This window comes from Amycolatopsis tolypomycina, assembly GCF_900105945.1.
In the GTDB taxonomy this organism is placed as follows: domain Bacteria; phylum Actinomycetota; class Actinomycetes; order Mycobacteriales; family Pseudonocardiaceae; genus Amycolatopsis; species Amycolatopsis tolypomycina.
On sequence record NZ_FNSO01000003.1, the window covers coordinates 1,005,902 to 1,028,542 of the forward strand.

Annotated in this window: 33 protein-coding genes and 2 pseudogenes; 4 read left to right on the forward strand and 31 right to left on the reverse strand. The window is 70.7% G+C overall.

Features of this window, described 5'->3' with window-relative positions; all coding sequences use genetic code 11:
• Positions 1–67: 67 nt before the first annotated feature.
• The 15 genes from BLW76_RS10475 to BLW76_RS10535 form a co-directional block, all read right to left on the reverse strand.
• A complete protein-coding gene (locus BLW76_RS10475; protein ID WP_244170119.1) occupies positions 68–1,264 on the reverse strand; it encodes a conjugal transfer protein TraI in 1,197 nt (398 codons plus the stop codon).
• A complete protein-coding gene (locus BLW76_RS10480; RefSeq protein WP_091305745.1) occupies positions 1,261–1,593 on the reverse strand; it encodes a conjugal transfer protein TraH in 333 nt (110 codons plus the stop codon). The genes BLW76_RS10475 and BLW76_RS10480 overlap by 4 nt, the downstream gene beginning before the upstream one ends.
• Entirely contained in the window at positions 1,586–1,903 is a 318-nt protein-coding gene (locus BLW76_RS10485; RefSeq protein ID WP_091305747.1) for a hypothetical protein, read from the reverse strand. The genes BLW76_RS10480 and BLW76_RS10485 overlap by 8 nt, the downstream gene beginning before the upstream one ends.
• Positions 1,903–2,136, reverse strand: coding sequence for a hypothetical protein (locus tag BLW76_RS10490; RefSeq protein ID WP_091305748.1), 234 nt, complete (start codon positions 2,134–2,136; stop codon positions 1,903–1,905). Before BLW76_RS10490 ends, BLW76_RS10485 begins: the two co-directional genes overlap by 1 nt.
• A complete protein-coding gene (locus BLW76_RS48425) occupies positions 2,133–2,306 on the reverse strand; it encodes a hypothetical protein (RefSeq protein WP_167384551.1) in 174 nt (57 codons plus the stop codon). Before BLW76_RS48425 ends, BLW76_RS10490 begins: the two co-directional genes overlap by 4 nt.
• A gap of 2 nt (positions 2,307–2,308) precedes the next feature.
• Positions 2,309–2,710 carry a hypothetical protein gene (locus tag BLW76_RS10495; RefSeq protein ID WP_143060603.1) on the reverse strand — a complete coding sequence of 134 codons (402 nt, stop codon included), beginning with the start codon at positions 2,708–2,710 and terminating at the stop codon, positions 2,309–2,311.
• A 22-nt stretch (positions 2,711–2,732) separates the two neighbouring features.
• The gene (locus BLW76_RS48430) at positions 2,733–2,909 is read right to left on the reverse strand and encodes a hypothetical protein (protein WP_167384552.1); all 177 of its coding nucleotides are present in this window, start codon (positions 2,907–2,909) and stop codon (positions 2,733–2,735) included.
• A gap of 105 nt (positions 2,910–3,014) precedes the next feature.
• Positions 3,015–3,923 (reverse strand): DUF4097 family beta strand repeat-containing protein, encoded by a 909-nt coding sequence (locus BLW76_RS10500; protein ID WP_091305751.1) that lies wholly within the window; start codon positions 3,921–3,923, stop codon positions 3,015–3,017.
• A gap of 73 nt (positions 3,924–3,996) precedes the next feature.
• Positions 3,997–4,392: an SsgA family sporulation/cell division regulator gene (locus BLW76_RS10505; RefSeq protein ID WP_167384480.1), complete on the reverse strand. Its 396-nt coding sequence runs from the start codon at positions 4,390–4,392 to the stop codon at positions 3,997–3,999.
• A complete protein-coding gene (locus tag BLW76_RS10510; protein WP_091305754.1) occupies positions 4,389–4,925 on the reverse strand; it encodes an NUDIX domain-containing protein in 537 nt (178 codons plus the stop codon). The genes BLW76_RS10505 and BLW76_RS10510 overlap by 4 nt, the downstream gene beginning before the upstream one ends.
• 52 nt (positions 4,926–4,977) lie before the next feature.
• Positions 4,978–5,160, reverse strand: coding sequence for a hypothetical protein (locus BLW76_RS10515; RefSeq protein ID WP_091303704.1), 183 nt, complete (start codon positions 5,158–5,160; stop codon positions 4,978–4,980).
• 51 nt (positions 5,161–5,211) lie between these two features.
• Complete coding sequence (locus tag BLW76_RS10520) at positions 5,212–5,904, reverse strand: hypothetical protein (protein WP_091303705.1); 693 nt, start codon at positions 5,902–5,904, stop codon at positions 5,212–5,214.
• 113 nt (positions 5,905–6,017) lie between these two features.
• Positions 6,018–6,266, reverse strand: coding sequence for a hypothetical protein (locus BLW76_RS10525; RefSeq protein ID WP_091303707.1), 249 nt, complete (start codon positions 6,264–6,266; stop codon positions 6,018–6,020).
• Positions 6,263–6,760 carry a hypothetical protein gene (locus BLW76_RS10530; protein ID WP_091303708.1) on the reverse strand — a complete coding sequence of 166 codons (498 nt, stop codon included), beginning with the start codon at positions 6,758–6,760 and terminating at the stop codon, positions 6,263–6,265. The genes BLW76_RS10525 and BLW76_RS10530 overlap by 4 nt, the downstream gene beginning before the upstream one ends.
• A 1-nt stretch (position 6,761) precedes the next feature.
• The gene (locus BLW76_RS10535) at positions 6,762–7,016 is read right to left on the reverse strand and encodes a hypothetical protein (RefSeq protein ID WP_091303710.1); all 255 of its coding nucleotides are present in this window, start codon (positions 7,014–7,016) and stop codon (positions 6,762–6,764) included.
• Between the two features lie 113 nt (positions 7,017–7,129).
• On the opposite strand from BLW76_RS10535, the gene BLW76_RS10540 reads away from it, so the two are divergent.
• Positions 7,130–7,450, forward strand: coding sequence for a GntR family transcriptional regulator (locus BLW76_RS10540; protein ID WP_091303712.1), 321 nt, complete (start codon positions 7,130–7,132; stop codon positions 7,448–7,450).
• Here the strand turns inward: BLW76_RS10540 and BLW76_RS10545 are convergent.
• Complete coding sequence (locus BLW76_RS10545; protein ID WP_091303714.1) at positions 7,447–7,650, reverse strand: hypothetical protein; 204 nt, start codon at positions 7,648–7,650, stop codon at positions 7,447–7,449. The genes BLW76_RS10540 and BLW76_RS10545 overlap by 4 nt on opposite strands.
• Positions 7,651–7,843: 193 nt before the next feature.
• Between BLW76_RS10545 and BLW76_RS10550 the strand changes: the two genes are divergently transcribed.
• Positions 7,844–9,265, forward strand: coding sequence for an NsdA family TPR-like regulatory protein (locus BLW76_RS10550; protein ID WP_244169986.1), 1,422 nt, complete (start codon positions 7,844–7,846; stop codon positions 9,263–9,265).
• Here BLW76_RS10550 and BLW76_RS10555 read toward each other — a convergent pair.
• Positions 9,224–10,117, reverse strand: coding sequence for a phosphotransferase enzyme family protein (locus BLW76_RS10555; protein WP_091303716.1), 894 nt, complete (start codon positions 10,115–10,117; stop codon positions 9,224–9,226). The genes BLW76_RS10550 and BLW76_RS10555 overlap by 42 nt on opposite strands.
• A 180-nt stretch (positions 10,118–10,297) precedes the next feature.
• On the opposite strand from BLW76_RS10555, the gene BLW76_RS49535 reads away from it, so the two are divergent.
• The gene (locus BLW76_RS49535; protein ID WP_244169987.1) at positions 10,298–11,224 is read left to right on the forward strand and encodes a hypothetical protein; all 927 of its coding nucleotides are present in this window, start codon (positions 10,298–10,300) and stop codon (positions 11,222–11,224) included.
• A 301-nt stretch (positions 11,225–11,525) separates the two neighbouring features.
• Here BLW76_RS49535 and BLW76_RS10565 read toward each other — a convergent pair whose 3' ends face one another.
• From BLW76_RS10565 to BLW76_RS10580, 4 genes are all read right to left on the reverse strand, one after another.
• Positions 11,526–12,878 (reverse strand): tyrosine-type recombinase/integrase, encoded by a 1,353-nt coding sequence (locus BLW76_RS10565; protein WP_091305720.1) that lies wholly within the window; start codon positions 12,876–12,878, stop codon positions 11,526–11,528.
• 14 nt (positions 12,879–12,892) lie between these two features.
• Positions 12,893–13,195, reverse strand: coding sequence for an excisionase family DNA-binding protein (locus BLW76_RS10570; protein ID WP_091305721.1), 303 nt, complete (start codon positions 13,193–13,195; stop codon positions 12,893–12,895).
• Positions 13,196–13,588: 393 nt separating this feature from the next.
• Entirely contained in the window at positions 13,589–15,166 is a 1,578-nt protein-coding gene (locus BLW76_RS10575) for a hypothetical protein (protein ID WP_091305723.1), read from the reverse strand.
• Positions 15,167–15,205: 39 nt separating this feature from the next.
• A complete protein-coding gene (locus BLW76_RS10580; RefSeq protein WP_091305724.1) occupies positions 15,206–16,801 on the reverse strand; it encodes a DNA cytosine methyltransferase in 1,596 nt (531 codons plus the stop codon).
• Positions 16,802–16,818: 17 nt separating this feature from the next.
• On the opposite strand from BLW76_RS10580, the pseudogene BLW76_RS50775 reads away from it, so the two are divergent.
• Positions 16,819–17,067 (forward strand): annotated as a pseudogene (locus BLW76_RS50775) (hypothetical protein); the annotation flags it as partial.
• Here the strand turns inward: BLW76_RS50775 and BLW76_RS10590 are convergent.
• The 10 genes and pseudogenes from BLW76_RS10590 to BLW76_RS48440 all read right to left on the reverse strand — a co-directional run.
• Positions 17,049–17,414, reverse strand: coding sequence for a hypothetical protein (locus tag BLW76_RS10590; protein WP_091305728.1), 366 nt, complete (start codon positions 17,412–17,414; stop codon positions 17,049–17,051). The pseudogene BLW76_RS50775 and the gene BLW76_RS10590 sit on opposite strands and share 19 nt — an antisense overlap.
• Positions 17,415–17,495: 81 nt before the next feature.
• Entirely contained in the window at positions 17,496–18,278 is a 783-nt protein-coding gene (locus BLW76_RS10595; protein ID WP_091305729.1) for a hypothetical protein, read from the reverse strand.
• Positions 18,278–18,568: a hypothetical protein gene (locus BLW76_RS10600; protein WP_091305731.1), complete on the reverse strand. Its 291-nt coding sequence runs from the start codon at positions 18,566–18,568 to the stop codon at positions 18,278–18,280. The genes BLW76_RS10595 and BLW76_RS10600 overlap by 1 nt, the downstream gene beginning before the upstream one ends.
• The gene (locus BLW76_RS10605; RefSeq protein WP_091305732.1) at positions 18,568–19,101 is read right to left on the reverse strand and encodes an AAA family ATPase; all 534 of its coding nucleotides are present in this window, start codon (positions 19,099–19,101) and stop codon (positions 18,568–18,570) included. The genes BLW76_RS10600 and BLW76_RS10605 overlap by 1 nt, the downstream gene beginning before the upstream one ends.
• A complete protein-coding gene (locus BLW76_RS10610; protein WP_091305734.1) occupies positions 19,098–19,859 on the reverse strand; it encodes a hypothetical protein in 762 nt (253 codons plus the stop codon). The genes BLW76_RS10605 and BLW76_RS10610 overlap by 4 nt, the downstream gene beginning before the upstream one ends.
• Positions 19,860–19,899: 40 nt before the next feature.
• A complete protein-coding gene (locus BLW76_RS10615) occupies positions 19,900–20,625 on the reverse strand; it encodes a bifunctional DNA primase/polymerase (RefSeq protein WP_244170129.1) in 726 nt (241 codons plus the stop codon).
• Positions 20,553–20,831 (reverse strand): annotated as a pseudogene (locus BLW76_RS49540) (bifunctional DNA primase/polymerase); the annotation flags it as partial. The pseudogene BLW76_RS49540 and the gene BLW76_RS10615, both read right to left, overlap by 73 nt.
• Entirely contained in the window at positions 20,828–21,127 is a 300-nt protein-coding gene (locus BLW76_RS10620) for a hypothetical protein (protein WP_091305737.1), read from the reverse strand. The pseudogene BLW76_RS49540 and the gene BLW76_RS10620, both read right to left, overlap by 4 nt.
• 16 nt (positions 21,128–21,143) lie before the next feature.
• Positions 21,144–21,722, reverse strand: coding sequence for a hypothetical protein (locus BLW76_RS10625; RefSeq protein WP_091305758.1), 579 nt, complete (start codon positions 21,720–21,722; stop codon positions 21,144–21,146).
• A 648-nt stretch (positions 21,723–22,370) separates the two neighbouring features.
• On the reverse strand, positions 22,371–22,641 hold a 271-nt coding region (locus BLW76_RS48440; protein WP_167384553.1), incomplete at its 5' end, for a hypothetical protein.

The window sequence follows — 22,641 nt, forward strand, 5'->3', positions numbered from 1 at the left end:
GCAGGGCCGAACCACACGTCCCCGGGCGGGGTTGCGGTTGGCCCTGCCCAGCGAGTGCGGGGAGGGGTCAGCCGATGCGGCCTGCGCGGTAGTCGTCGCGCAGCTGCACCGAGAACTTCTTGCCGCACCGCAAGGTGCGGCGGATCGCTTCGCCGTTGTCCGGATCGAACCCGGCCGGCCGGGCCGCGAGGGCCGTCTTGAACTCCTCGCGCAGCTGATCGAGCGTGCGGCGCTTGGGCTCCGGCAACCGCGTCGACCGCCGCGCGGGCGGCGTGCGCCGCGCGGGGACCGCGCGGACCGGGCGGGTGCCGCCGCGCTCAGCGACCGGCGAGCCGGGTGGCGGTTGCGTAGGGTCGAGCGCGGCGATCCCGCCTGGTCCCTCCCCCTCGCCAGGTGGGGTCGCCGCCTGCTCCGGGCCCTCGCCGGGCCCAGCGGGTACCGCGTCGTCGGGCAGCTCCAGCCCGGCGAACGCGGCCAGCAGCCGGGGCAGGCACCGCACGACCGCGACGGCGACGACCGGGCCGAGCAGGTGCAGCACCAGCCCCGAGACGGTGAAGGCGTCGGCGACGCCGGGCAGGTGCGGCCAGGCGTTCATCCCGAGCGTCAGCCCGAGGAACACCCACTCCGTACGGTCGACCGCCTTGTCCTGCAGCGGCTGGCCGCGGGTGGTGAGGTAGGCGCGGCCGGCGACCACCATCAGCAGCGCCAGCGAGCAGAACGGCTCCGCCAGCCACGCGAACCACCACCGCGGGCTCCCGGCCGGGGCGCCTTCGGCGGCGAACGCCTGCACCCCGGCCGTCGACCAGGCCAGCGCCAGGGTCAGCGACACCAGCGCCACGGCGAGCACCAGCCGCCGCACCCGGGCGTCGCGGTAGGCCAGCACCCGCGGGTCGCGGTCCAGCCGCCACAGCGCGGCGGCCTGCTCGACCGCCTTGCGTCGCGCCCGCACCTTCTCGGTGGTGACCGCGAACGGCGCGGTGTCGGACTCCAGCGCGAGAAGCTGGTGCGCTTCGGCGTGCTCGGCAGCCCGCCGCCGTACCCGGCGGGTGATCCCGGACCGCCGCGCCCGGCCGGCGACCCCAGGGTGCAGGTCCGGCGCGGGCTCGTTCTCCCCATCGGCCGTGTCCGGGGCGGGCTCCGGCTCGGCCGGGTCCGGTTCCACCGGTGCGGGCAGGTCGTTGGCGGCCAGCTGGCGTTCGATCTCGGTCAGGGTCCGGGCGAGATCGGCGTGGCCGTCGGCCGGGGTGGTGGTCGTGGAGCTCATGCCTTGGCCTCCTTCCGGTCGGTGTCCTCGGTCGCGCGCCCGGCGGGCGCGGCGCTGGCGGTCAGGGCGGACTGGGCCGGACGGGTAGCCACCGCGAACTGGCGTGCGGTGGATGTGGTGCGGCGCAGCCGGATCTCGTTGACCGCCCACACCGCCGCCCACACCACCGACACCAGGTCAAGCCACGGCGTGAACAGCACCCCGCCGATCAGCGGGACGGCCACGCCGGCCAGCTCGGCCGCGTGGCCGGTCGTCCACGCCACCGCCGCGTCCGTGCGGGTCCTGCACCGCGGCACGGCGGCCGGGGCCGGGTCGTTGCGTTCAGGCATGAGCGACCTCCCAGTGCATCCGGCCCGGCGGCGGGCCGGGACTCGGGTGGGTGTTGTGCGGGTCGAAGAACTGGTTGATCGGGCCGCGCGGCGGCGTCGACACCCGGCGGGTGGCGTAGGCGTCCAGCCGGGCCATCACCCCGGCCAGAATCCGCGCCGCCACCACCAGCGGAATCCGGATCAGGTGCAGCGCCAGGAACAGCGCCAGCGCCGCGAACACCCGCAGCAGCGCCCACGTCCCGTTGCGCTCCAAAAGCGTCCCCAGCAACGCCGCATCCGGGTTCGGCGGCATACCGTCCGGTGTGTACATCACGCCTCCCAGGCCGTGGCGAACGAAGCGCGGTCGATGTCCGCCCGCCCGGCCAGCTCGTCTCCGGTGATCGAAGCCGCCAGCAGATTCACCAGCGCCAGCCGGGCGTGCAGCGAACCGGCCGCGTCGAAGCGGGCGATGTCGCTGGCGGTGAGAAGGGCGTTGTTGTGCTTGCCGCTGGTCAGGATCTCCGCGATCAGCTCGGCCTCGCGGTAGTGCTCGGGTCCGGTCATGACGGGCTCTCTTCGGTCTCGGATGCGTTGGCGGCCTTGGCTTCCCGGTGATCGGCGATGACGCCGCGGATCGCGGCGGCCAGATCACGGCCGATGCTGCGCAGGACCGCGACGTCGTCGGCCAACATGTCCATCTCGTCGGGCAGGAACGGTTCCTTGCGGCGGCGCATGGTCAGCTCTCCTGTTCGGTGTCGTCGGCGGGCCGCAGGTCGGCGGAGATCACGACCGGGTGGCCGAGCCGGCCGGTGCGGTCGGGGATGTCGCCGATCGCGGACAGGTGGACGGTGCCGTGGTCGCCGGGGGCAGTGCGGCGGGTCGCCAGGTCCAGGAAGCCAGCCCACGCGACGTAGATTGCGGTCACGTCTTCGGCCGTGTGGTCGAGGACGGGTACCGTGCCGCGCAAGTGGCCGGTGTCGCTCAGGGTCCAGTGCAGCGGCGTGAGCCCGGCTGCGCTGGCGCGCTGCAATACCGTCGCCAGCGCGGCGTGCCCTTGGATCTGCCAGCGGCGGCGTTCGTTGTCGGTGACCGGGCCGAACAGGCCCGATCCACTCTGGTCGGTCATTGCGGCAGTCATCTCCGGTGTCTATTGTGGAGGGTCAGCGGGTGTGCGGGCCGGGGCCGTAGAGGCGGAAGCAGGGCCGTTCGTCCAGCTCCTGACGGGACGCGGCGTGGGGCGCGCACATCGGGTCACCCGCGTAGACCGTGGTGGCCGGCGACGAACAGACCGTGCAGGTCTGCGGGGCGTTGGTGTTGTTGTTCTTGTTGCGGGCCATGACGAAGCTCCTTCGAGAGTGCGGGGTTTGGTGGTGTTCAGGGCTGTTTGCGGTGGTCGACGTAGATTCCGGCCGCCGCGACGATCAGCAGTGCGATGGTCAGCGTCAGGCGCGGTCCCGGCGGGTGACGGTGCCGGACACGGTGCGGGTGGTCGCGTCGATGCCGACGCCGGCTGGGGCGGTCAGGGCGATGTCGCCGGAGACGGAGCGGGCGCGCACGGTCGAGTCGGTGGCGGCGTCGACGGTGATGTCGCCGGAGACCGTTTTGATCTGCGCCGACCCGGCCAGTTCCCGGCAGATCACGTACCCGGACACCGTGCGGACCGACACCTCCGCGGCGCGGGCGGTGTGCACGTCCCCGGACATCGTCTTCACCCGCACCGTGGTGGCATCGACGCACGCGAGGTTCCCCGCCGTGGTCTCGACGTCGACGAACCCGAGCGGGCCGGTCGCCGTGAGGTGCGGCGTGACCCCGGACAGGATCACCGATGACCCCGGGGCCACCCGGGCGGTAATCCGGACCGGCCCGCCCCGGCGGGCCGCCCCGGCGCCGGTGACGGTGTAGCGGCCGGAACCGGCGATGACGGTGCCGTTGACGATGGTGACGCCGTCGCCGACGACCATGTCGCCGTCGATGGTGCCCAACTGGATTCCGACGACCGACCCGGTCACGATCCCGGCCTGGATGCTCACGTGGCCGTCGGAGCGGACTACCGTCGCGCCGCCTCCGGCGCCCTCGGGCTGGGGCATGCGCAGGGTGAAGCGGCGGCCTTCGGCTTCGATCGTGGCCGCCGAGATCAAGGCGGCGGTTTCGCGGCTGGTGTCCCCGGCCGCGGGGGCGAGCGTGATTTCCCCGTATTCGAGAGAGTCGTCGGCGATCACCTCGATCACGTCGTCGTGGGAGTAGATCGCCAGCTCGATCGGGCCGGACTGCCCGCACACCAGCGTGCGCGGTGTCGGCGGGTTCGGGGTCGTCGAACCGTCGTCGTTGTGGTCGGGGGTGTTGGCGGGCATGGCGAAGACACCTGTCCTTTCCGGACATTCGATGAGGGGCAGGATGTGCGGTGGTGCGCGAGAGCGGGCCGGGTCACGCGGCGGTGGCGGGGCCGTCGGCCAGGCGCGCCCATTCGGCCGGCCAGTCGACAGCGCCCGCCTCGCATCCGGCGGGCACCAGGGCGTAGGCGGCGTCCAGCAGGCTGGTGACGGTGCCGCGGGCGGCCGAGAGCTTCACCGCCGGGTTGGTCAGGCACAGCCACACCAGCACCCGATCGCGGTCGCCGCCGACGTCCGGGGTGACCTGCACATCGCCCGTCCCCGCCGGAGCGGCGAGGCCGTCGCGCAGCAGATCCCGGGCGAACAGCCACGACACCGGGCCGAGGTGCAGGGTGACCGCCCACGGGTCGGTGGTCGTGTACTCCCAGACCCCTTCGACCTCGCCGCGGTCGTCGACGATGACGGTGGCGGGGAACAGCAGCTGTGTCACGGCTCCTCCCGCAGGTCCAGTTCCGTGCGCAGCGTCCGCGGCAGGTTGCACGCGACGATCGCCGCGGAGAGCATGCGGTCGTGGTCGAACGCGAACCCGCCCGCCCGCGCCACCTTGACCGCCACCCGAACCGGCATCCATTCCGCCGCCGCCGCGTCGTCGGCCGCGACCGGGTCGGGTGCCTCCTCCGGCAGCACCACGGCGTAGGCGACCGACACGTAGCGGCCCCGGGCGTCGCGGCCGGGAGCGTCGAACACCCCGACCTGGCGCACGAACGCCCCGGCGGGCACCGCGACGCCGGTTTCCTCCGCCAGCTCCCGCACCGCCGCCTCCTGGGCAGTCTCGTCCGGTTCGACGTGACCGCCGGGCAGGGCGAGCTTGCCCTTGTGCGGGTTCCAGCCGCGCTGGATCACCAGCACGTGCCATTTCCCACCCCGCAGGGTGAAGGCGACCATGTCCGCGGCGTAGAACACCGGGGTCCGGTCGTCGAGGCGGGCGGCGATCTTGGTGGCGAGCGAACCGAGCAGCGACACGGCGAATGTCCTTTCAGGAGTAGGAAAGAGGGCTGGCAGAGAGGGCGGAGGGTCAGCGGAGCAGGTCCCGCCACACGTCGGCGCGCTCGTCGGCCTTGGCGGCCGCGTTGTTGTAGACGGCGGCCTGGCGGTAGTTGCCGTTGCGCTCGTGTTCCTCGGCCTTGTCGCGCAGCGCCGTCGCGGTCGCCGCCTCGTCGGAGGCGTTGGCGCGCACCGCGTTCTTGAAAACGCCCATGGTGAAACACGTCCTTCCGTCAATGGGGGTGGAGCAGAACAAGGGAGAAGATCAGGCCGCGCGCAGCTGGTGAACCGGCGCGGCGGTCAGCAGAGCGGTGACGTAGGAGACGAACGACCGCTCCGCACACGGGTGCACCGCCCCGGTCTGCGGGTCCCGCAGCGTGGTGCGCAGCCACAGCGTCAGCCGCGCCACCGACCAGCCCTGCGCGCGCCGCTTGGCGATCGCGGCCACCAGCGCGTCCAGGAACTCCGGCCGCACCCGCGGTGCCCGCTTCGCCGCCTTTGCCGCGACCGGGCACGGTCCGGCCAGGTTGGACAGGGGCGGCCGGCTGGTGCGCGGCCGGGACGCCATCGCGGCCTCCCGCTCCGCGGCGGCCAACAGGCGAACCTGCGCCGCGACGTCGCGGTAGACCCCGGCCCGCTGGTGCATCACCGCGTCGCGGGTGCCGCGGGTCAGGACCCGGGCGTTGGCCGCCAGCAGCCCGGCCAGCATCTCGAACCGGCGCGCCACCACCGCCGGACCGTCCTCACGCACCAGCACCAGCGGGTTCCCCTCGGCCGCCGTGGGCTCGGCCTCGGCCAGCAACCGCAGCTGCGCCGCCACATCGCCGTAGACGGCCACCCGGACCCCGGTCACGACCTCCGGCAGCCCGGCCGCGCTCAGCAGCGCGGCGTTGCGGGTCAGGGTGTCGGCCAGATCGGCAAACCGGGCCGCGGTCACGGTGGTCAGCGTGGCGGTCATGAGCGGTCCCTTTCGTGCGGTGCAGCCGGAAGCAGGCATGGCGCTGCCCCGGGACGAATGCGGAATGGCTTGAATGGCGCGGAAAAGGCGCCGGAACGCGGTGGTGGGTCAGGTCAGGCGGCGAGACCGAACCCGGCAGCCGCGATCGTCTGCAAGAACTCGCGGTGCGTGGCGTGGCGGACCTGGTCGATCCACTGGGCCAGCCGGATCGCACTCAGCCCGTGCGGGCCGGCGACCTCGCGGCGCAGCCGCTCGTAGGTACGGTCCAGCCAGTCCAGCCGGTCGAACGCCGACGCCGTCGCGGGCGGCATCCCGGCCAGCAGCCCGGCGAACGCGGCCGGGACGAACAGGCGGTCGGTCATGACTGCCTCCCGTAGCGCAGGGCGATCCAGGTGGTGACCAGCGACGCGGCCACGCCGATCGCGCGGTGCGCGGCCTGGTCCAGCTCCGTCAGCGCGGTCCCCGGCCCGGCGGCGTCGACCACGCCGTCGCGGCGCTGCACCGTCGCGTGCTCGACGTAGCCCTGCTGCCCCGCCAGCCGCGCCAGCGCCTTCAGCGGCTCCCGCCGGTCGATCACGTAGTGCGTGGCCGCGTTGATCGCGACCCCCGTGGCCAGCGCCCGCAGCGGCACCCGGAACCCGAGCACCCGCGTCACCGCCACCGCCGCACCCACCTGACCAGCGGTGTAGCTGGCCACGTGCCGGGCGCAGTGCCGCGCACCCTCCCGCCCCGGCTTGCCCTTGCCCGCCGCGTCCTCACTGGACTGCAGCCACTGGTCACACAGCGGGTGAATGTCGGCGAACGTCGCCTGCAACGCCGCGAACAACGCCAGCCCACGAACCGTGCTGCTCCGCATCTCAGGCCACCTCCCCCAGCTCACGCGAGGCCACAACCGGCAGCGAGTACACCCGGGCCACCGGGGCCTCCAGCTCGGCCAGCGCGGCCTCGATCTCCGCCATCTCCGCGTACAGGTCGACCAGCTCGGCCCCACCCTCGAAGCCCCCGGCCAGGACGCCGTCACCAGTCAGGCCGGTCGTGTCCGCGAAGTAGTCGAAGTCCAGGTCATCCGTCGCCGCCTCGATCTGGCGGCGGCTCGGTCGTGCGTTCCTCATCGGCAGTTCCTTCCGTCGTTGACTCATTCAATCTAGCGCAAGCGAGTTCAAAGGCACGATAGGCCGATCGAGTGAACTAGCCCAACCTGATACAAGCGGACTAATCTGGAGCTATGGACAGCTCTGCTGGGCAAGCGCCCTTCGAAGTAGTGGCAGCCGAGATCCGAAGGGATATGCGGGAAGGGAAGCTAAAGCCGGGCGACAAGCTGCCAACTCATCGCGAGTTGGCCGGCCGGTACGACATCGCCGTCGCCACCGTTCAACGGGCGCTCAAGGTCCTTCAGGACGAAGGGCGCCTCGTGGCGCGCCAGTCGATTGGCGTCTTCGTCACGGAGAACGCGGGACAGGCGGAGCCGCTGACGTTGAGCCAGCTTGCGGCCCAACTGGCTGACCTGCGTGAGCGTGTCGAGACGTTGGAACGCCGTCCTGGCTAGCCGTTGAACAGTGCGCGGGCGAACTGGATCAAGCTGTCGAGGGCGCCGTCGCCCTTGTCGGCGGCAGTGTCGACGGCCGCGGCAGCCTCAATCGGAGACTTGATCACGATAACGATCACCACGAGCACGGTCAGCCCGAAAAGGAACTTCTTCCAGCCCCCGCCGCCGGTCTTGAACCCAGGGAACGAACTCTTCGCCATGATCTCTCCTTTGTGGTCGTTTGGCTGGTCCGGTTCGGACCGGGCCGCCTTGCTGAAACCAGATTCGCGGATGGACCCCCATGCACATCAGGGCGCAAGCGGGGGCACATGGCACAAGGGGGGGCACATTCGGAGGAGTCCGGTTTGTGCCCCCTGCCGATCACCTGTGTTTAACTGGGGGTGAGGAGGGGCGATGAACGAACAGGGAAGGGTGCCGAACACCCAGCTGGCGGCCCTGATGCGGGAGGCCCAGCTCAGCCAGAAGAGCCTCGCGCACCACATGCGCATGATCAGCGAGCGCGACAACGGGAAGCCCATCGCGCCGTCGCACACGAATGTGGCCAAGTGGTTGAGCGGCGAAACGAGGCGTCCGAACGCGCGAACCTGCCAGGTGCTCGTTAAGGCGCTGAGTGGGCGCCTCCAGCGCCGCCTCACACTCGAAGACGTCGGCTATGGCGGCGGCCGGCCGGGCAACACCCCAGACGAGTCCCCCTTGGACTACCCCGAGACTATCGAAGCGACCGTGACGTCGCTCGAACGGCTCGCCGCATACGAGCTGCGCGACGGCGCGGCGACCGGGGGCCTGGTAGTCGTGCCGGAGGCATGGGACGGTCTGCTGACGCGGTGGACGTACGGTGAGGACAGCGAGCCGCACGCTCCGGTCGAGCCACGACCGATCGGCGAAGTCGACGTCGAAGTGGTGAAGGATGCGACGGCCTACTTCGCGAACGCGGACTACAGGTACGGCGGCGGTCGACCTCGACCGATGGTCGGTACTTTTCTCAAGACGGAAGTGCTTCCACTGCTACCCGCGGTTTCACCCAGTACCGCAATAGGACGAGAATACTTCCGAGAAGTAGCGGCCCTTACGCGGCTCGCGGGCTGGACCGCATACGACATCGGCGAGCACGGCGCAGCTCAGCATTACCTGTTTCTGGCTTTCAGGCTCGCGCGGGCGGCAGGCGATAAAGCGTTGTGTGGGCGAATTCTCGCAGGGATGAGTCATCAGGCAAACTTTCTCGGACATTTCGAACGTGCCGTTCATCTCGCCCGCGGTGCGGCATTTGGCGCTCGGGACCACGCCACTGCGACGACCAATGCCCTTTTTTATGCGATGGAAGCCCGAGCGCTGGCGTCAATGGGAAAGACTGCGGAAACGATTGCAGCACTTGCTGCCGCCGAGCAATGGCTCGGAAAAAGTGATCCCGAAAAGGATCCGGAATGGATCACGTATTTCGACAATGCAGAGCTGCATGCCGAGTTTGCCCACTGTTATCGAGACTTAGGGCAGGCCGATTTGGCGGTGCATCACGCTGCGGAATCCATTTCTTCGTCTAAAAACCTCTATGTCCGCAGCCTTTCATTCTGTCGAACAGTACTGGCAACGGGGCACCTTCAAGCTAACGAAATAGAAGAAGCCGTGAAAGTGGCGCAAGGGGTCGTCGACACCGCCGTGCAACTGAAGTCTTTCCGTGTCGTTTCCTACTTGCACGACTTCCGCAAGCGCCTTCGCGGTCATTCTTCCGAGTCTGCGGTGCGCGACTTCACGGAACAGACCGAGAGTCTGCTTGGGTCAGTAGATTCCCCACTGTCGCGGCAGTTGTTCATTGCGTAGATCCGAGATGCGATGAAGGATCTCTGCGTCCAGCTCATCCGTCTCGCCCATTCGTTGCATTAGCCATGTCGTCATGTTTAGCTCGCGAATAGCGCGAAGTACAGGGAAGCCTGCCCACTTGGTCGGATCGAATCCGTAGGCTCTGACATATGCCGCATATGACGCCTTGTCGAGCCATCCGAATGCCTTGTATCGCACAGCCGCAACGGCAACATCCCACTCGCGTGGCCCGAATGCGAAATCCTCGAAATCGATCAGGCGAACGATGCCATTCTCGTCGCGCATGAGGTTTCCGTTATGCGCGTCACCATGGATTGGACCGAGAGGTAGAACAAAATCGAGTTCTTCGAATTTCGCCTCTAGCTCAATTGACCGATTGCGAAGGAATGATAGGTCGGCATCCGGAATTCCATTTGCCCGATCGAGGCGTGCGGCCACCTTGGGGAAAGGCTCGAATTGTGGCAATGCGAGAGTGTCGTTCGAGGGGAGATTGTGCAGTTGACGTAGTATCTCGCCGAGATCTTGATATTCAACCGGTTCATTACTCTCGCGAATGAACTCCCAGAATGTGACAGCGAATCCGCAGGCGAGGACTGGCTGCGGAGCTTGCCGGGCGAGTCGGACTGCCGGGAAGTCGGCGGTTTCGAGCCATGCGGCAATTCGAATCTCTTTGCGACTGGCCTCTTCGGAGCGCCCCACCCGCGCCATGACGTCGCGCTGCAAGCGGAACATGGCGTTTTCGCCCATGCGGATAAGGGAGGCGGATTCGCAGTCGAGGTCTGCGACCTGGCACGCTTCGCGTAGCGCACGCTCAGCGGAATCCGGCGTGAGCGCGGGACCGGTCTGTGTCATGCCGTCCGTTCTCCTATCGGTGACTCGTTCAGGCTACTGGGCCGCGGCGCGGGTCGCCGACGATCGGCGTCCAGCAGCAGCGTGCTGAGCCTGCGTCTCCGGTGGGCGGGGGTCCACCTGGATATGACGGACGATCCGCGGTGGTCGACGCCGCACAGCTCACCGGGGCATCCTGGCGACATGGGCGAGGGAACGATCTTCGACAAGTGGGAGGCAGCCGGCCGCCGGGCGATGCAGCGGGATGAGGCGTGGCGGGCACGTTGGGCGGCGATTGAGCGGGCCGCACGATGGCCACTGCTGTCGGGTGCTGCCGTCGCCGGGCTGGCGCTCGGGGTGTTGGCGGGCTGGCCGTGGTGGCCGTGGGCAATCGGCGTGGGACTTCTCGCAGTGCTCGCCCTGGCGGGAGTTCGTCAGCGGCTGGGGCCGGCCTACATGACCGCTACGGCTCTGCTGGCGGTCGATGCTGCCCTGCTCAGCTACGTCAACCCGTGGTGGTGGGGTCTGCTCGCTGGAATCGGGGCGCTCGGGTTCGCGGCGGTCGCCGGAACGTGGCTGGGCTGGTGGCAGCATCGCCGGACGCACGTGCTTGCCGCCGCCGTGGCCGGCCTGGCACTGCTGGCGACGTCCGCGGTGGTGCTCGCGGTGCACGCGGCCCAGGCAGCCGAGGTCGAGCGTCAGCAGCAGGCCCAAGCGCACGAACAGGCCGTGGCGCGCATCCTGCCGCGGACCCCGGCCAGCATGGTGAACTTCCTCGCCGAACGAATCACCCGGCCCACGCCCGAAGCGGTCGCCGATGCGTGCTTCGTGTTCAGCCCGGACGCGCAACGTCAGCTCGCCGACGCTCAAGGTGGCGGCGACTGTGCCGGAGCCATCCGGGCACTCGCTGCCCGGGTCACCGACCCCAGCGGGTACGTCAACCGCCTCTGGCTGCCCGGTCAGGCCACCCAACCCGGGCCAGCCAGCACGCTCACCGTGGACGCCTGCGCCCTCGACTTCGGCGGCCTCGCTGGCGTCCCCGGACCCGATCCGGGGCCCCAGCTTGGCCACTTGACCCTGACGCAGCAGCATGGCGAGGGTCACCGCATCACGGCCTACCGGCCGTGCTGACATCACTCTGCGTTGATGTCCGCGGCTCCCATGTTGCACCCGGCCCAGGCTGGGAGGGGCTCAATGGGGGTCTCAGCCACTGCCGTTCATGGGGGTTCGGTGCCGACTTCAATAGGCGCTGACCTGCATCGATCTTCTCCGCGGACCGTGCTGAACCAACAACCCAAGACCTGAAAAGCGGAAGGTCGCCGGTTCGACCCCGGCCCTGGCCACACTATCTACCTGCGAAGACAGGCCCCCAACCTATCGGGTTGGGGGCCTGTCTCGTATCCAGGGTCTCAACAAAGGGTCTCAACGGGTCTCAGGCGCCGTCCTTCCAGAAGTACGTGTTGATCTGGCCTGCCACCTCCTCCCGGATACCGTCGGTCACATGTTGGTACCGCCGTCGCATCGCCTCGGTCGACCAGCCCATGAGCTTCATCACCACTCGGGGGTCCACTCCGAGCAGCAGCAGGACCGTGGCGGCGGTGTGTCGGGCGTCGTGAAGGCGGGCCTCCCGGACGCCGGCCTCCGCCAGCAGCTCGCGCCAGGTCTCGTAGTCGGCGCGCGGGTCGATCGGCCGGCCGTTCTCCTGCGTGAAGATCCAGCCACCCTCTTCCCAGAGGTCCGCAGCCCGGTCTCGTTCGCGTGCCTGGCGCTGCTCGTGCCGCATCAGTAGCTCGAAGATCTGGTCAGGCAGCGGCCACGTGCGGCGCCCGGCCCGTGACTTGACGTCCACCTCGACCAGGCCGCCGCCGTGGCGTTGCGGGCACTTGCGTGCGTGCTCGACACAGGTCGGCGGGCAAGGCGGCGGACACGGGCGCGTGTGCCGCTTGCACGGCTGCTTACACGGCGCCGTCTTGTGGTAGGCCGCGCCGCACTCATGCGGGTCATCGCAGCCGTGCAGCCACTTCTGCCGCTGCAGAGCCTTGCGGATGCGCAGCGTTCGGCGCTCCCGGTTGAGTGCTGGCCACTTGAAGCCCAGCGTCTCGCCCTGGCGGACCCCCAGGGCGAGGGCGATCACGAACCGCACGCCGTTGCGGCGCTTGAGCGCGGCCTCGATGATCGCCTGCGCGTCTTCGGGCTCGAAAGGCTCTACCTCCTCTTCCTCGACCTTCGGGGCCCTGGCAATCGCCACCACATTGCGGAAGATCTTCTTGCGGTCGAAGGCGACCTGGAAGGCGGTGCGGGCCGTGCGGTGAACCTGGTGCACGGTGGCCGGCTTGAGCCCGGCCGCCAGCATCTTGCGGTATAGCTGCTCGAAGTGCTCCGGCTCGATGGGCTTTCCCCTGCGCTTGCCCAGGCCTGGGGTCAGCTTGTACCGGCCCACGCCCGGGATCAGGTGACGGTAGACGGCCGTCTTGTAGCCGACGACTGTCTTGTACCGGGCGGTCATCGGGGCGATGTTCTCGACCCAGTGGATCAGCCACGCCTCGACTGTCCAAGACTCGCCAGGCTTGAGCACTTCTCCCTTCTCGACCTGATTCAGCAGTTCTCGGTAGGCGTCGCGCGCCTCGTCCTCGTCACGCCGTTTGATGTGCCGTCGGTCGGGATCGCCGTTGTCCTTGACGCCCACGGTCACCCGGGCGTGCCAGTAGCCGTCGTATTCGCTGTAGTAGAAACTTCCTTGCCCATCGGGGTTTTTGGTGCCCTTGGGACGTTGGCTGCGTGCCACAGGTGGGCCCTTTCTCAGGCGGCGTCAGGTTTCTTGGCGTTGGCGACCAGCCGGGCGGCGTAGTCGCGGATGGCATCGATGTGCACCCTTCGAAGCCGTCCGATTTGGACAGATTCGAGTTCGCCGGATGCGACTAGCGCGAAAGCGGTGGTGCGGCCCACACCCAGCTGTGCACCGGCTTCCGCCACGGTGAACAGGACGCGAGGGGGCATCGGTCGCGAGTGCAGTTGCGCGTCTGCCTCCTTGGCTGCCGCAAGTCGTTCGGCGAGTTGGGCGAGGGTGGTCACGAGTGCGGCGATGTCGTTGGCGGGAGCCATGGCGTGATGACCTCCAAACGCCCGCGGTCGGGCCTGGTGAAGCGCCGCCGGACACGGGTCGGGCGGCGTGATTCGGTTACGGTGGGTGCTTGCCGGGCTGGGCAGGCTGGCAGAGAGGTAGGGGCGGGTAGCAGCGCTGGGGCGGCGGGGGCTGGAAGAAACCCGCAAAACCCGCAAACCCGCAAAGTGGCCTCTGACCAGCGGGTTTGCTGGCGGGTTTTGGTGCGGGTTTCTCCCGGCAACCCGAGAAACCCGCGGGTTTTGCGGGTTTCTCCACCGACCCCGGACGAAAAACCCGCCTCCCTCTGCCAGCCTCTTTTCCCTGGTCACAGCCCTACGGAGTGATCGTTTGCGGGTTTGCGGGTTTTGCGGGTTTTTTCGCCGCCTGTGCTCCTAGGACGCTTGCCGCTCGACCCACCACAGCTTGCTGTTGAGGTGCTTGTCGGTTGCGCTGCGTAGCACGACGTCGCCGTGCCAGCGGTCGATCTGGCCACGCAGCCGCCACCCCAGGCTCTTCACCGACAGCGGCTTTCCGGCCCGGTCGGTCGGGAACGTCCCGGCCCACGGGTCGGTCCCGGTGGTCGGCTCGCCGGACTGGCGCAGCTGCTGGGAGGTCAGCCGGACGTCGCCGTGGATGTCGTCCCAGGCCATCAGGAACGCCCGCCACTCCCCGTCTTCCTCATCCAGCTCGCGGACGGAGTCGGCGTTGGCGAGGAACCCGCCGACCTGGTGGTGTTCCAGGAAGCCCCCGAGGTGGCGGGCCCACGGGGTGAACTGCCGCATCTGCGGTACCGCGCTGGCGGTCGGTGCGCCGTTGTTCGTCCAATCCAGAATGAGGATCAGCACGTGCCGCAGCACGGTGGCCCGGTTGCCCGGGTCGAGGATCCACGAGTCGAGGTTCGGGATCGTGAACCCCGTGCGGGCCTCCGGGCGCGGGCAGTTCGGGTCGAGGCGCACCCACACCGAGCGGGAGGCCATGTCCCCGCCGGTGCGCAGGTTGTTGCCGGTGGCCAGCCACAACCGGTCATTGATGAAGTTCGCCGCGGAGTTCGTGCCCAGCCGCCGATCCGACCAGTTCCGTTCGGTGACCAGCCGGGCCAGCACGGCGGAGTTCACCATGGCGCCCTCGGCCAGGTTGTCGAACACGATCACCCCCACGCTGTCGGCCAGCACCGTGGTGATGGCCTTGCGCAGCTCTTCCTCCGAGTCGGTCCAGGTCAGCACCCGCTGCCCGACCAGCAGCCCGACGCAGCCGGCCAGGATCGTCTTGCCCGAGCCGGGCATGGACGCCTCGATCATCCCGAACGGCGACAACGCGCGGGTGTAGGGGCGGATCAGCGGGGTGACCAGCAGCGCCAGGTAGTTGGCGCGGTCGGCGTCGCTGCGCCACGGGAAGTCCCGCAGGAACCGGTCGAGCAGGAACTCCCGCGACTCGGCCACCTCGCCCGGCGTGGGCTGTTCCGGGATCCGGCCGAGGTGCTGGTTGCCGGCCAGGTAGAACCCGGTCGCCGGGTCGTAGCCGGGGTCCTGCAACAGGGTTCCGTCCCGGCGCAGCACCGGGGTGGAGATGATCCGGTGCAGCACCGGCAGTTTCGGCCATGACCGCCGGGCCAACACAGCGTTGAGCACGGTGGCGTTCGGGGTGGTTTCCACTTCTTTCCCTTCGCGTTTGACGTCGATCACCTCGGCGTGCTCGGCCAGCAGCGAGGCGAGCAGCGGCGGCTTGAGGACCGAGGCGGTGATGGGCAACGCCACGTCGGCATCCCCGGCCTCGGTGTCCTCGGTGGCGCCGGAGATCTCCTCCACCACCACCGGGGCGCCCTCGGACACGTAGGTGTCCGGGATGATCCGGTCGTCCAGCGCGCCGGTGAGGATGCGGATGGCGTCCGGGTCCTCACCGATGCGCAGCCGCGGGCGACCCGTGTTGCCCAGCGGCCACAGCGACCGGGCTTGTGCGGGTGTGCTGGCCATGGCGTTCCCTCTCCGTCGTGCGGGTGATGCATGCCGCGCTTACGCGGCGGGTTCCAGCGGTTCGCCGGTGATGGCCTCGATCACGGCCGAGCCGAGGACTTCGGCCATGCCGGGCGGGACGGCGTTGCCCCAGCCGCGGACGCACTTGCGCTTGGACTTCGCGACCTTCGGCGGCACCTTGTAGCCGGCAGGGAAACCCATTCCGGCGGCGATCTCGTGCGGTTCGAGCATCCGGAACGTGCACGCCTCGACCGGCGCGGTGCCGCCCACCAGGGCGTAGCGGTCGCGGGTGGTCAGCGTGCCGATCGGGTCGTCCGTGAGCTGGGTGCCGCCGTTGCCGTAGTAGGCCATCAGCAACGCCTGCCCCGCCTCGCCGGTCGGCGGGCCCACGAGGCCGTGGTGGTTGCCCCCGGCCGAGACGGTCGGGATCGGCCCGTCCAGCGGGTAGGCGGCGTTGAACGAGCCGCCGTTGCGCTGGATCGAGATGAACGGCGGCACCACCACCGCGGTCTCCCGGCGGCAGGTCTGCGTCCGCATCGGTTCGAGGATCGTGCTGGCGGTGTCGACCCCGGCCCGCGCGGCGCACGACACGAGCAGAGGCGGGCACACCAGCCCGTCGGTCTCCCGGGTGGTGCGCGTCGGCAGGGGCTCGCCGACGCTGGTGGCGTGCTGGCGCCACGTCCCGCCGGCCGGGGTGAGCAGCGCCCCGATGTGGCGGGCCAGCCCGGCCTTGATCCGGTTCATGGTGTTCTCGGTGAGCGGGTCCGGTCGGCCGTGGTCGTCGACCCGTTCCCCGATGCGCTGCCCGGGGTCGAGCGACCAGTCGATGATCGTGCTGGCCGGGAGCACGGCGGGTTCGACGATCTGGTGTCGGCAGGTGCGGTGCGGGCAGCGGTAGACGTACTGGCCGTGGCGGATGCCGTAGATCCCCATGGTGTTGCGGGGGTTCTTGAACACCTGCACCGCACTGACGACCTGGTCGCAGACCGGGCAGTACGCCTTGGGGCGCAGCCACTTGTCCCAGTCCGGGTCCCGGCCGAGGCTCACGTGCCAGTAGGCCAGGAAGAACCGGTTGCGGGACTGCGCGATCTTCCCGAGGGTGGGGCCGGTGACGTGCATGGCGTTGAGCGCGATCACCTTGGTGCGGTAGCCGTAGAAGGCGATCTCGCGCCGCCACCGGGCGAACTGGTCCCACTTCACGACCTGGACCACGTTCTCCACCACGCCCCCGAGCACCGGCGCACGCCGGATGGCCATGGCTTTGAGGTAGCGCGGGATCTCCTCCATCAGCGCCCGCGCCCGCGCGGTCTCCGGGTTGAGCGCCCGCGGCCCGGTCACCGGATCGAACAGCACCCCTTGCGTGCTCTGGTCGAAGTCGCGTTTCTCGCCGCGGGCGTCCGTCCACGGCGGACACGACGGCGAGGCCCAGAAGAAGTCCACCCGCGGGAACTTGCCGATGTCGGCCTTGGCGATGTCGCCCTCGTAGTGATCCATGCCGGGGTGGTTGTAGGCGTGGGTGGCGATGGCGTCGGGGTTGTGGTTGGCGGCCAGGACGCCCTCGGTGCCGGGCACGGCCAGGACGCCGGTGGTGTCGCCGCCGAACCCGGCGAACTCGTGGTAGGTGGTGACGGTCATCAGCGGATCTCCTTCCGGTGCCGGGTCGGGACGCGGCTGTTGCTCTGGGGTCGGTCGGCGCGTTCGGCGGTGGCCTGCACCGGCCCGGCAGGCGAGGCCGGTGCCACGACGGTCAGGTAAACGCGGCCGAGCTTCGACGCGCCTCGGTTGCGGTAGAAGCCGCTGGCTTCCTGGACGTCGAGCACGGTGGTGATGACCGCGACTGCTGCGGCGATCTCGGCCTCGGTGCCCTCGACACGGATGCGCATCAGGCGGTCACCTTTCCGGCGCGGCGGTCGATGGCCTCGATCCAGCAGACCGCGGTGGCGGCGATCTGCACCAGCTCGGCCCGCAGCGCGGCGGGGTCGTCATCGGCCAGCCCCTCGTAGACCTCCTCGCGCAGGATGTGCAGCCAGGTGAGGCGCCCTTCGGCGCGAGCCAGCTCGGTGGCGAACCGGGCGGTGTGGGCGGCGTCGGCGGCGCGGCGCGACAGGCCGGTCAGCGCGACGTCGGGGCCGGTGCCGTCGGGGTGGTTCTGCTCGCCCCACTGGGTGTCCTGCCGGGTGCGTTCGGCGGCGACCTCGGCCAGCACGGTGAACGTGGGGTGCGCGGCGACGGGGTGGGTGGTAGTCATGGCGCGGGCTCGCTTTCGGGAGGCGGGCACGGGAAGGGCCGGGCACGCGCGGTGCCCGGCCCTCTCTGGTGTCCTTAGTGGTCAGTGGTGCTGGTCGGTGCAGGTGGAGCAGACCCAGTGCTGGGGGTCGTGTTCGCGCCAGCCGACGGCGCGGGCGTCGCGCTCGATCGCGTTCCGCCCGGCGACGTGCGGCGTGGTGTAGGCGTCCCAGCCGTCGAAGAACCAGGCGTGCCTGTCGCGGCACGACGGGGCCGCGCACCGCAGGGCCCAGCCCGGCGAGGTGGTGTCCCGGCGGATCTGCGCGTCCCCGTCGCCGGGCCCGGCGCACTCGGCCATGGCGGCGGCATCGGCGTAGGTGTCGAACCCGCCGGGGTCGGGCTTGCCGTCCTGCCAGATTCGCCACTGGGGTGGCCAGGGCACCCACGAGGTGCGGGCGTACACCAGCGGCCGGTGTTCGTGGCGCGCGTCCTGCAGGTCGGTGATCAGCGCGAGGTACGTCCGCTGCGTGGCCGGGTCGTCGGCGATGACCGCGCCGGGGCGGTCCCAGTCGATCCCGGCCTGCTCGTACCACTGCGCCACCTCGCGGGCGTAGGCGATCGGCGCGGCCGGGCAGACGCACAGCCCGGACGCGGCGTGCACGAGACGCCAGTTCCCGGTGTAGCGCAACGGCTCGCCGGTCACGTGCGGAACCAGCAGCACCCCGGGGATCGCGGTGGTTTCCCCGGCGACCGGCTGCGTGCCCACGGTCATGGCGAGGCTCACGGTGGTGAGGGTGGTCTGCTCGGGCGGGACCGGGGTGCGCGGGTACCTGCGCCACCGCTCGGGGATCTGCTGGTCCTCGGGCGGGGTGAGGGTGCGGGTCATCACGCGGCCTCGCTTCCGGCTTCGTAGAGGTTCCAGCAGTCCGCGCAGTCGCACAGCCGTCCCAGCCCGGGGCCGTCGACGGTGCCGGGCTCGATCACGACCGGGTCGGGCTCGGCCTGCGCGGTCGGGCTGGCGGCGTGCCAGGTCGGGATGACCTCCGGTGCCTGCAGGTCTGCGTCCGCGCAGTCGCAGCCGGAGGCGAGGCAGGGGCGGGTGTCGTCGGTGAGCGGGTGTTCGCGGTGGTGGCTGTCGAGGTGGGTGCAGGCGCAGCGGTGGACGATGGCGGCCATCAGGGTGTCCTTCCGTGGTGTCGACGGTGCAGGTACGGCGGCAGGGACAGGAAGTGCAGGGTGTGCCAGCCCTCGCGGTGCAAGCCCGGCAGCGCGTCGGTGATCGCGGCGTGCATGGCCCACACGACCGGGTCCGGGACCCGCCGGGCCATGCCGCACACGGCGCAGATCCGGCCGTCGCGGCCGCCGTTGCGGGCCAGCACGGTCAGCAGCGGCGGCAGCACCACCAGCCCGACCGTGGCCGCGTCGAACTCGGCCGCGAGGTCGAGCAGGTGCGCACGGAACCGGGGCAGGTAGTTGGTGACGTCCCACACGACCGTCCCGCCCGCGGCGAGCACCGCCCGGGTGTCGGCGGTGCCGTCGGCGACGGCGGCGGCGTTCACCGACGGGTCGGCCGAGCACCCGCACGGCGAAAGCGCGGAGCGGCGTTCGTCGAGGGAGATCACCGTGGCTCCGGGCGGGGCGTGCTGGTGGCGCCAGGTGGTTTTCCCGGCGCCGGCCGGGCCGATGGTGGCGTACAGGGTGGGCCTCACGCGGCCTGCCTGCGCGGCAGGGCGATCACGGCCGCGGTCGCGTTATCCGAGGCCGGGTTGTGCTTGCCGGCCTCGTACAACACGGCGACCTCCACCAGGACGTCGGCGAGTCTCTGCGGGTCGTCGTGGAACACCCGCACCAGCTCCTCGATCTGTCCGGTCGCGAGTGGCTTGTGGACGCCGTCGCTGGTCACGATGATCAGCTCGACGTCCGCGTCCTCGCCGCGCAGCGGGGTCCACGACATCGTCGACACGGTCGCGAACTTCAGCCCGTTGAGCACGTAGTCGGCCAGGACTTCCGTTGCAGCCCCGACCCGTTCCAGCGCCTCGCGGTCGGCGTCGGTGAGGCCGGGGTTGTCGAGCATGTGCCGGATGTGCTCCCCGGCGGTCTGGTCGACCGTCCAGCGGCGCAGCCCGGCGGTGGCCGAGTAGGTCCAGACCGCGGCGTCGCCGACGTGGGCGATCTCGATCTGCCCGTTCACGACCGAGGCGACCGCGGCGACCGCGTTGGGGCCGCCGGGGTAGTCGGGCATCGTGTCCGCGGCCGCCATCAGCCCGGCCTGTGCTCCACGGTGGGCCGCCACGGTCGCGGCTGTTCCGGCGGCCAGCTGCGCCGCGGCGCACGTGCGCAGTTCGGACCCGATGCCGTCGACGACCGCGGCGGCGGTGCCGAGCGAGGTGGTGACGACGGTTGCGGCGTCGGCGTTGGCGGGGCGGCCACCGACGTGGGTGGCCGTGGCGACGGTGAGCATGGTCATGAGATGGCTCGCTTTCCGTTGGTGTGCAGACGGTTGGTCCTCAGGCGGCGCGGCGGGTGCCCTGCCGCGGGGTGATCCGCCGGGGGTTGCCCTCCCCAGCCGCGAGTGCCGTCTCGATCACCCCGTCGTCCTTGACGGCGGAGTCGGGGGTGTTCCAGGCCGCGACCGCGGCCCGTAGCTCGGCCCGCGCGTAGTCCTTGTCCAGCAGCCGCGCCCCGACCAGCTGACCGAGGGCATAGGCAGCGGTCGAGAGGGCTTTGTTCCGCTGCCCTGACGGGGCCGCCGCGACCCGGTCGCACTCGGCCCGCACCGCTTTCGCTGCGTACGCACTCGGGGCGGCTACGGCCTTCTCGGTTCGCCCCGAGTTGCCCGCAGGCGGGAGTTTGACGCTGGCCTGGATCAGCCACCCCGGCAGCGGCGGGCCGTCGGTGTCGTCGAGCAGCTCGTAGGCCCCGTCCTCGCGGACACTGCCGGGGGCGAGGGCGTAGCCGCCCCAGCCGCGGGTGTCCACATGCCCCGCGATCCACTTGACGGTCGAGCCGAGCCGCACCCCGGGCGGCACCGGGTACCACAGCTGGCGCCCGCCGCTGGGGGTCGAGGTGGTCCACGTGTACGGCAGCGGCCCGCCCGCACCGCGGCGAGGGCTTGCAGCTCTTCCCAGCCGTCGGGGCCGGCCGGTTCGTCGGGCTTGCGGACGTCGCAGTCGATGACGTGCCAGCCGGACTTGCCCGGGAACACCGCGACGTTGTACGGGGCCGTCGCCCACACCCGCGTGATCGTCTCCGGGTCGGTGGTGGCCAGCGACTCCGGCGTCACGTGCTCCGCCGCGCACGGGCCCCGGCCGGGGCAGGTGTCCTTGCGGTGCCAGGCGGGCGGCCACTTGCGGTTCGGCATGATCGGGAACACCGCCCACCCTCTGCCAGCCATGGCCAGCGCGACCCGTTCCAGTGCGGCGCGTTGGGCATCGCTCATGCGTCGATCTCCTTTCGCCAGTCGGGCCGGGGGTCCCAGGCCGCGACGTCGTGCAGGTGCACCCGAAACGCCCGCGCCAGCGCCTCGGCCAGCCGGTCCACATCGGACGGCGGCTCTTTCGCGGCGCGCAGCAGCCGCACCAGGGCGGGGCAGGTGGCCGAGGCGTAGAACTCGCGGGCGTTCCACGCCCCGGCCACCGTCCGCCCGGCGCGGCGGGCGGTGGTGGTGTCGGCGCCGGTGTGCTCGGTCAGCCACGCGGCGACCTCGGCCGCGCTGTACTTCTCCTTGCCCGCCACCGCCGATCACCCCGGCCTACGTGCCGTGCGGACCGGCGGGGCGGCGAAAGGCGGTGGTCCAGCCGGTGAGCCAGTTGTGGATGACGAACCGGTCCTGGCGCAGGTCGTGGGCGATCGCGGCGAGGGTGGGCATCTGGTCGAAGTCGGTGAAGGCCAGCACGCCCGGTTCGTGGTAGACCTGCGCGGGGCCGTCGGGCTGCGGCCGGGCGGAGATCAGCTCGGCCGGCCAGCCGCACCACACCTGACCCTTGCTCAGCACCCGGTTGATGACCTCATCCGGCGAGTGCACCCGGGCGGCAGGGTCGTAGCCCTCGCGCAGCCCGAGCGCCAGCAGCATGCACGAGCGGGCGTCCTGGCCCCGGCTGAGCCAGGTGCCGCGGGCGGCGAGTGCGGCGGCGGCGCGTTCGCAGTCGGCGATGCCCGGGGTGCCGTGGGTGCGGCTGGGGTCGCGCACCAGCAGCAGCGACGAGGTGATCCCGTTGGTGCTGCGGGCGTAGGCGGTCAGCGGGACGCCGGTGTCCTGCGACACCGCCGCGATCTCCTCGACCACGTCGGCGATCGGGAAGAACGGCTCTGCGCTGAGCAGCTCGTGCACCCACACCCCGGGTGCGTTGACGGCTACGACGTAGGGCTGGCGAACGTCACTTGTTCTCCCCTTTCTGCGCGGCTTCCCGCTGCTGGCGTTCGATCTCTTCCTGCTGACGCTGCAGCTCGCGGTGCAGGCACCGAGTCGTTGGTGGTCATGCCGCCACCGCCAGCACAGGCAGCAGCGCGGCGTGGGTGCGGCGCGGGATCGCGCCGGCGGCCTGGTCGACGGCGCGCCAGATGACAACCGGGAACGCGCCGTCCTCGCCGGGGCGGCCAGGCGCGTGGGTGCGCCGTCGCGGCCGGGGTGGGTGTAGGCGAACCAGCGCAGCCGGAACACCGCCGCGTCGGCCCGGTCCGGGACCAGCCCGCCGGGCGCGGCGGCGCGGATCAGGCCGAGCGCGGCCGCGGGGGGTGACCCGACGGCGAGCACGGCACCGTCCGCGCGGTGAGCACGGCCGGGCGCGCACCCCGAGGCAGGCGTAGGCGTCGGTGCCCGACAGGTCGGGCGAGGCAGGAACATGGCGAAGCTCCTTTGCAGTCAACGAAGTGGGGCCGCCGGGCCGCGCGGGGCAATCAGGTGGCCGGCCGCGCAGCCCGGCGAAGACAGCGGCAGCGCCGGGCCCTGCCGGGCCGACACCCCGGCAGGGCCCGGCGGCTAGTTGAAGTGGCTGCCCGGGAGACGGCCGGTGCGCACCAGCTCGCGGGTGTAGCGCTGGATCCGGGACCAGTTGGCGCGCATCAGCTTCTGCGCTTCCCGCTCGTACCAGCCATCGGAGTGGGAGCCGTAGCGCTTCATCCGGCGGAACTCGGCCCAGTCCGCGCGGGATCCGTCCTTGGCCCAGGAGAGCGCGGTGGAGCGGGGCATGCCGTGGTGGCGGCGCACCCATTCCGCGGCCGCCGCCCAGCCGGCCAGCGTCATCACCAGG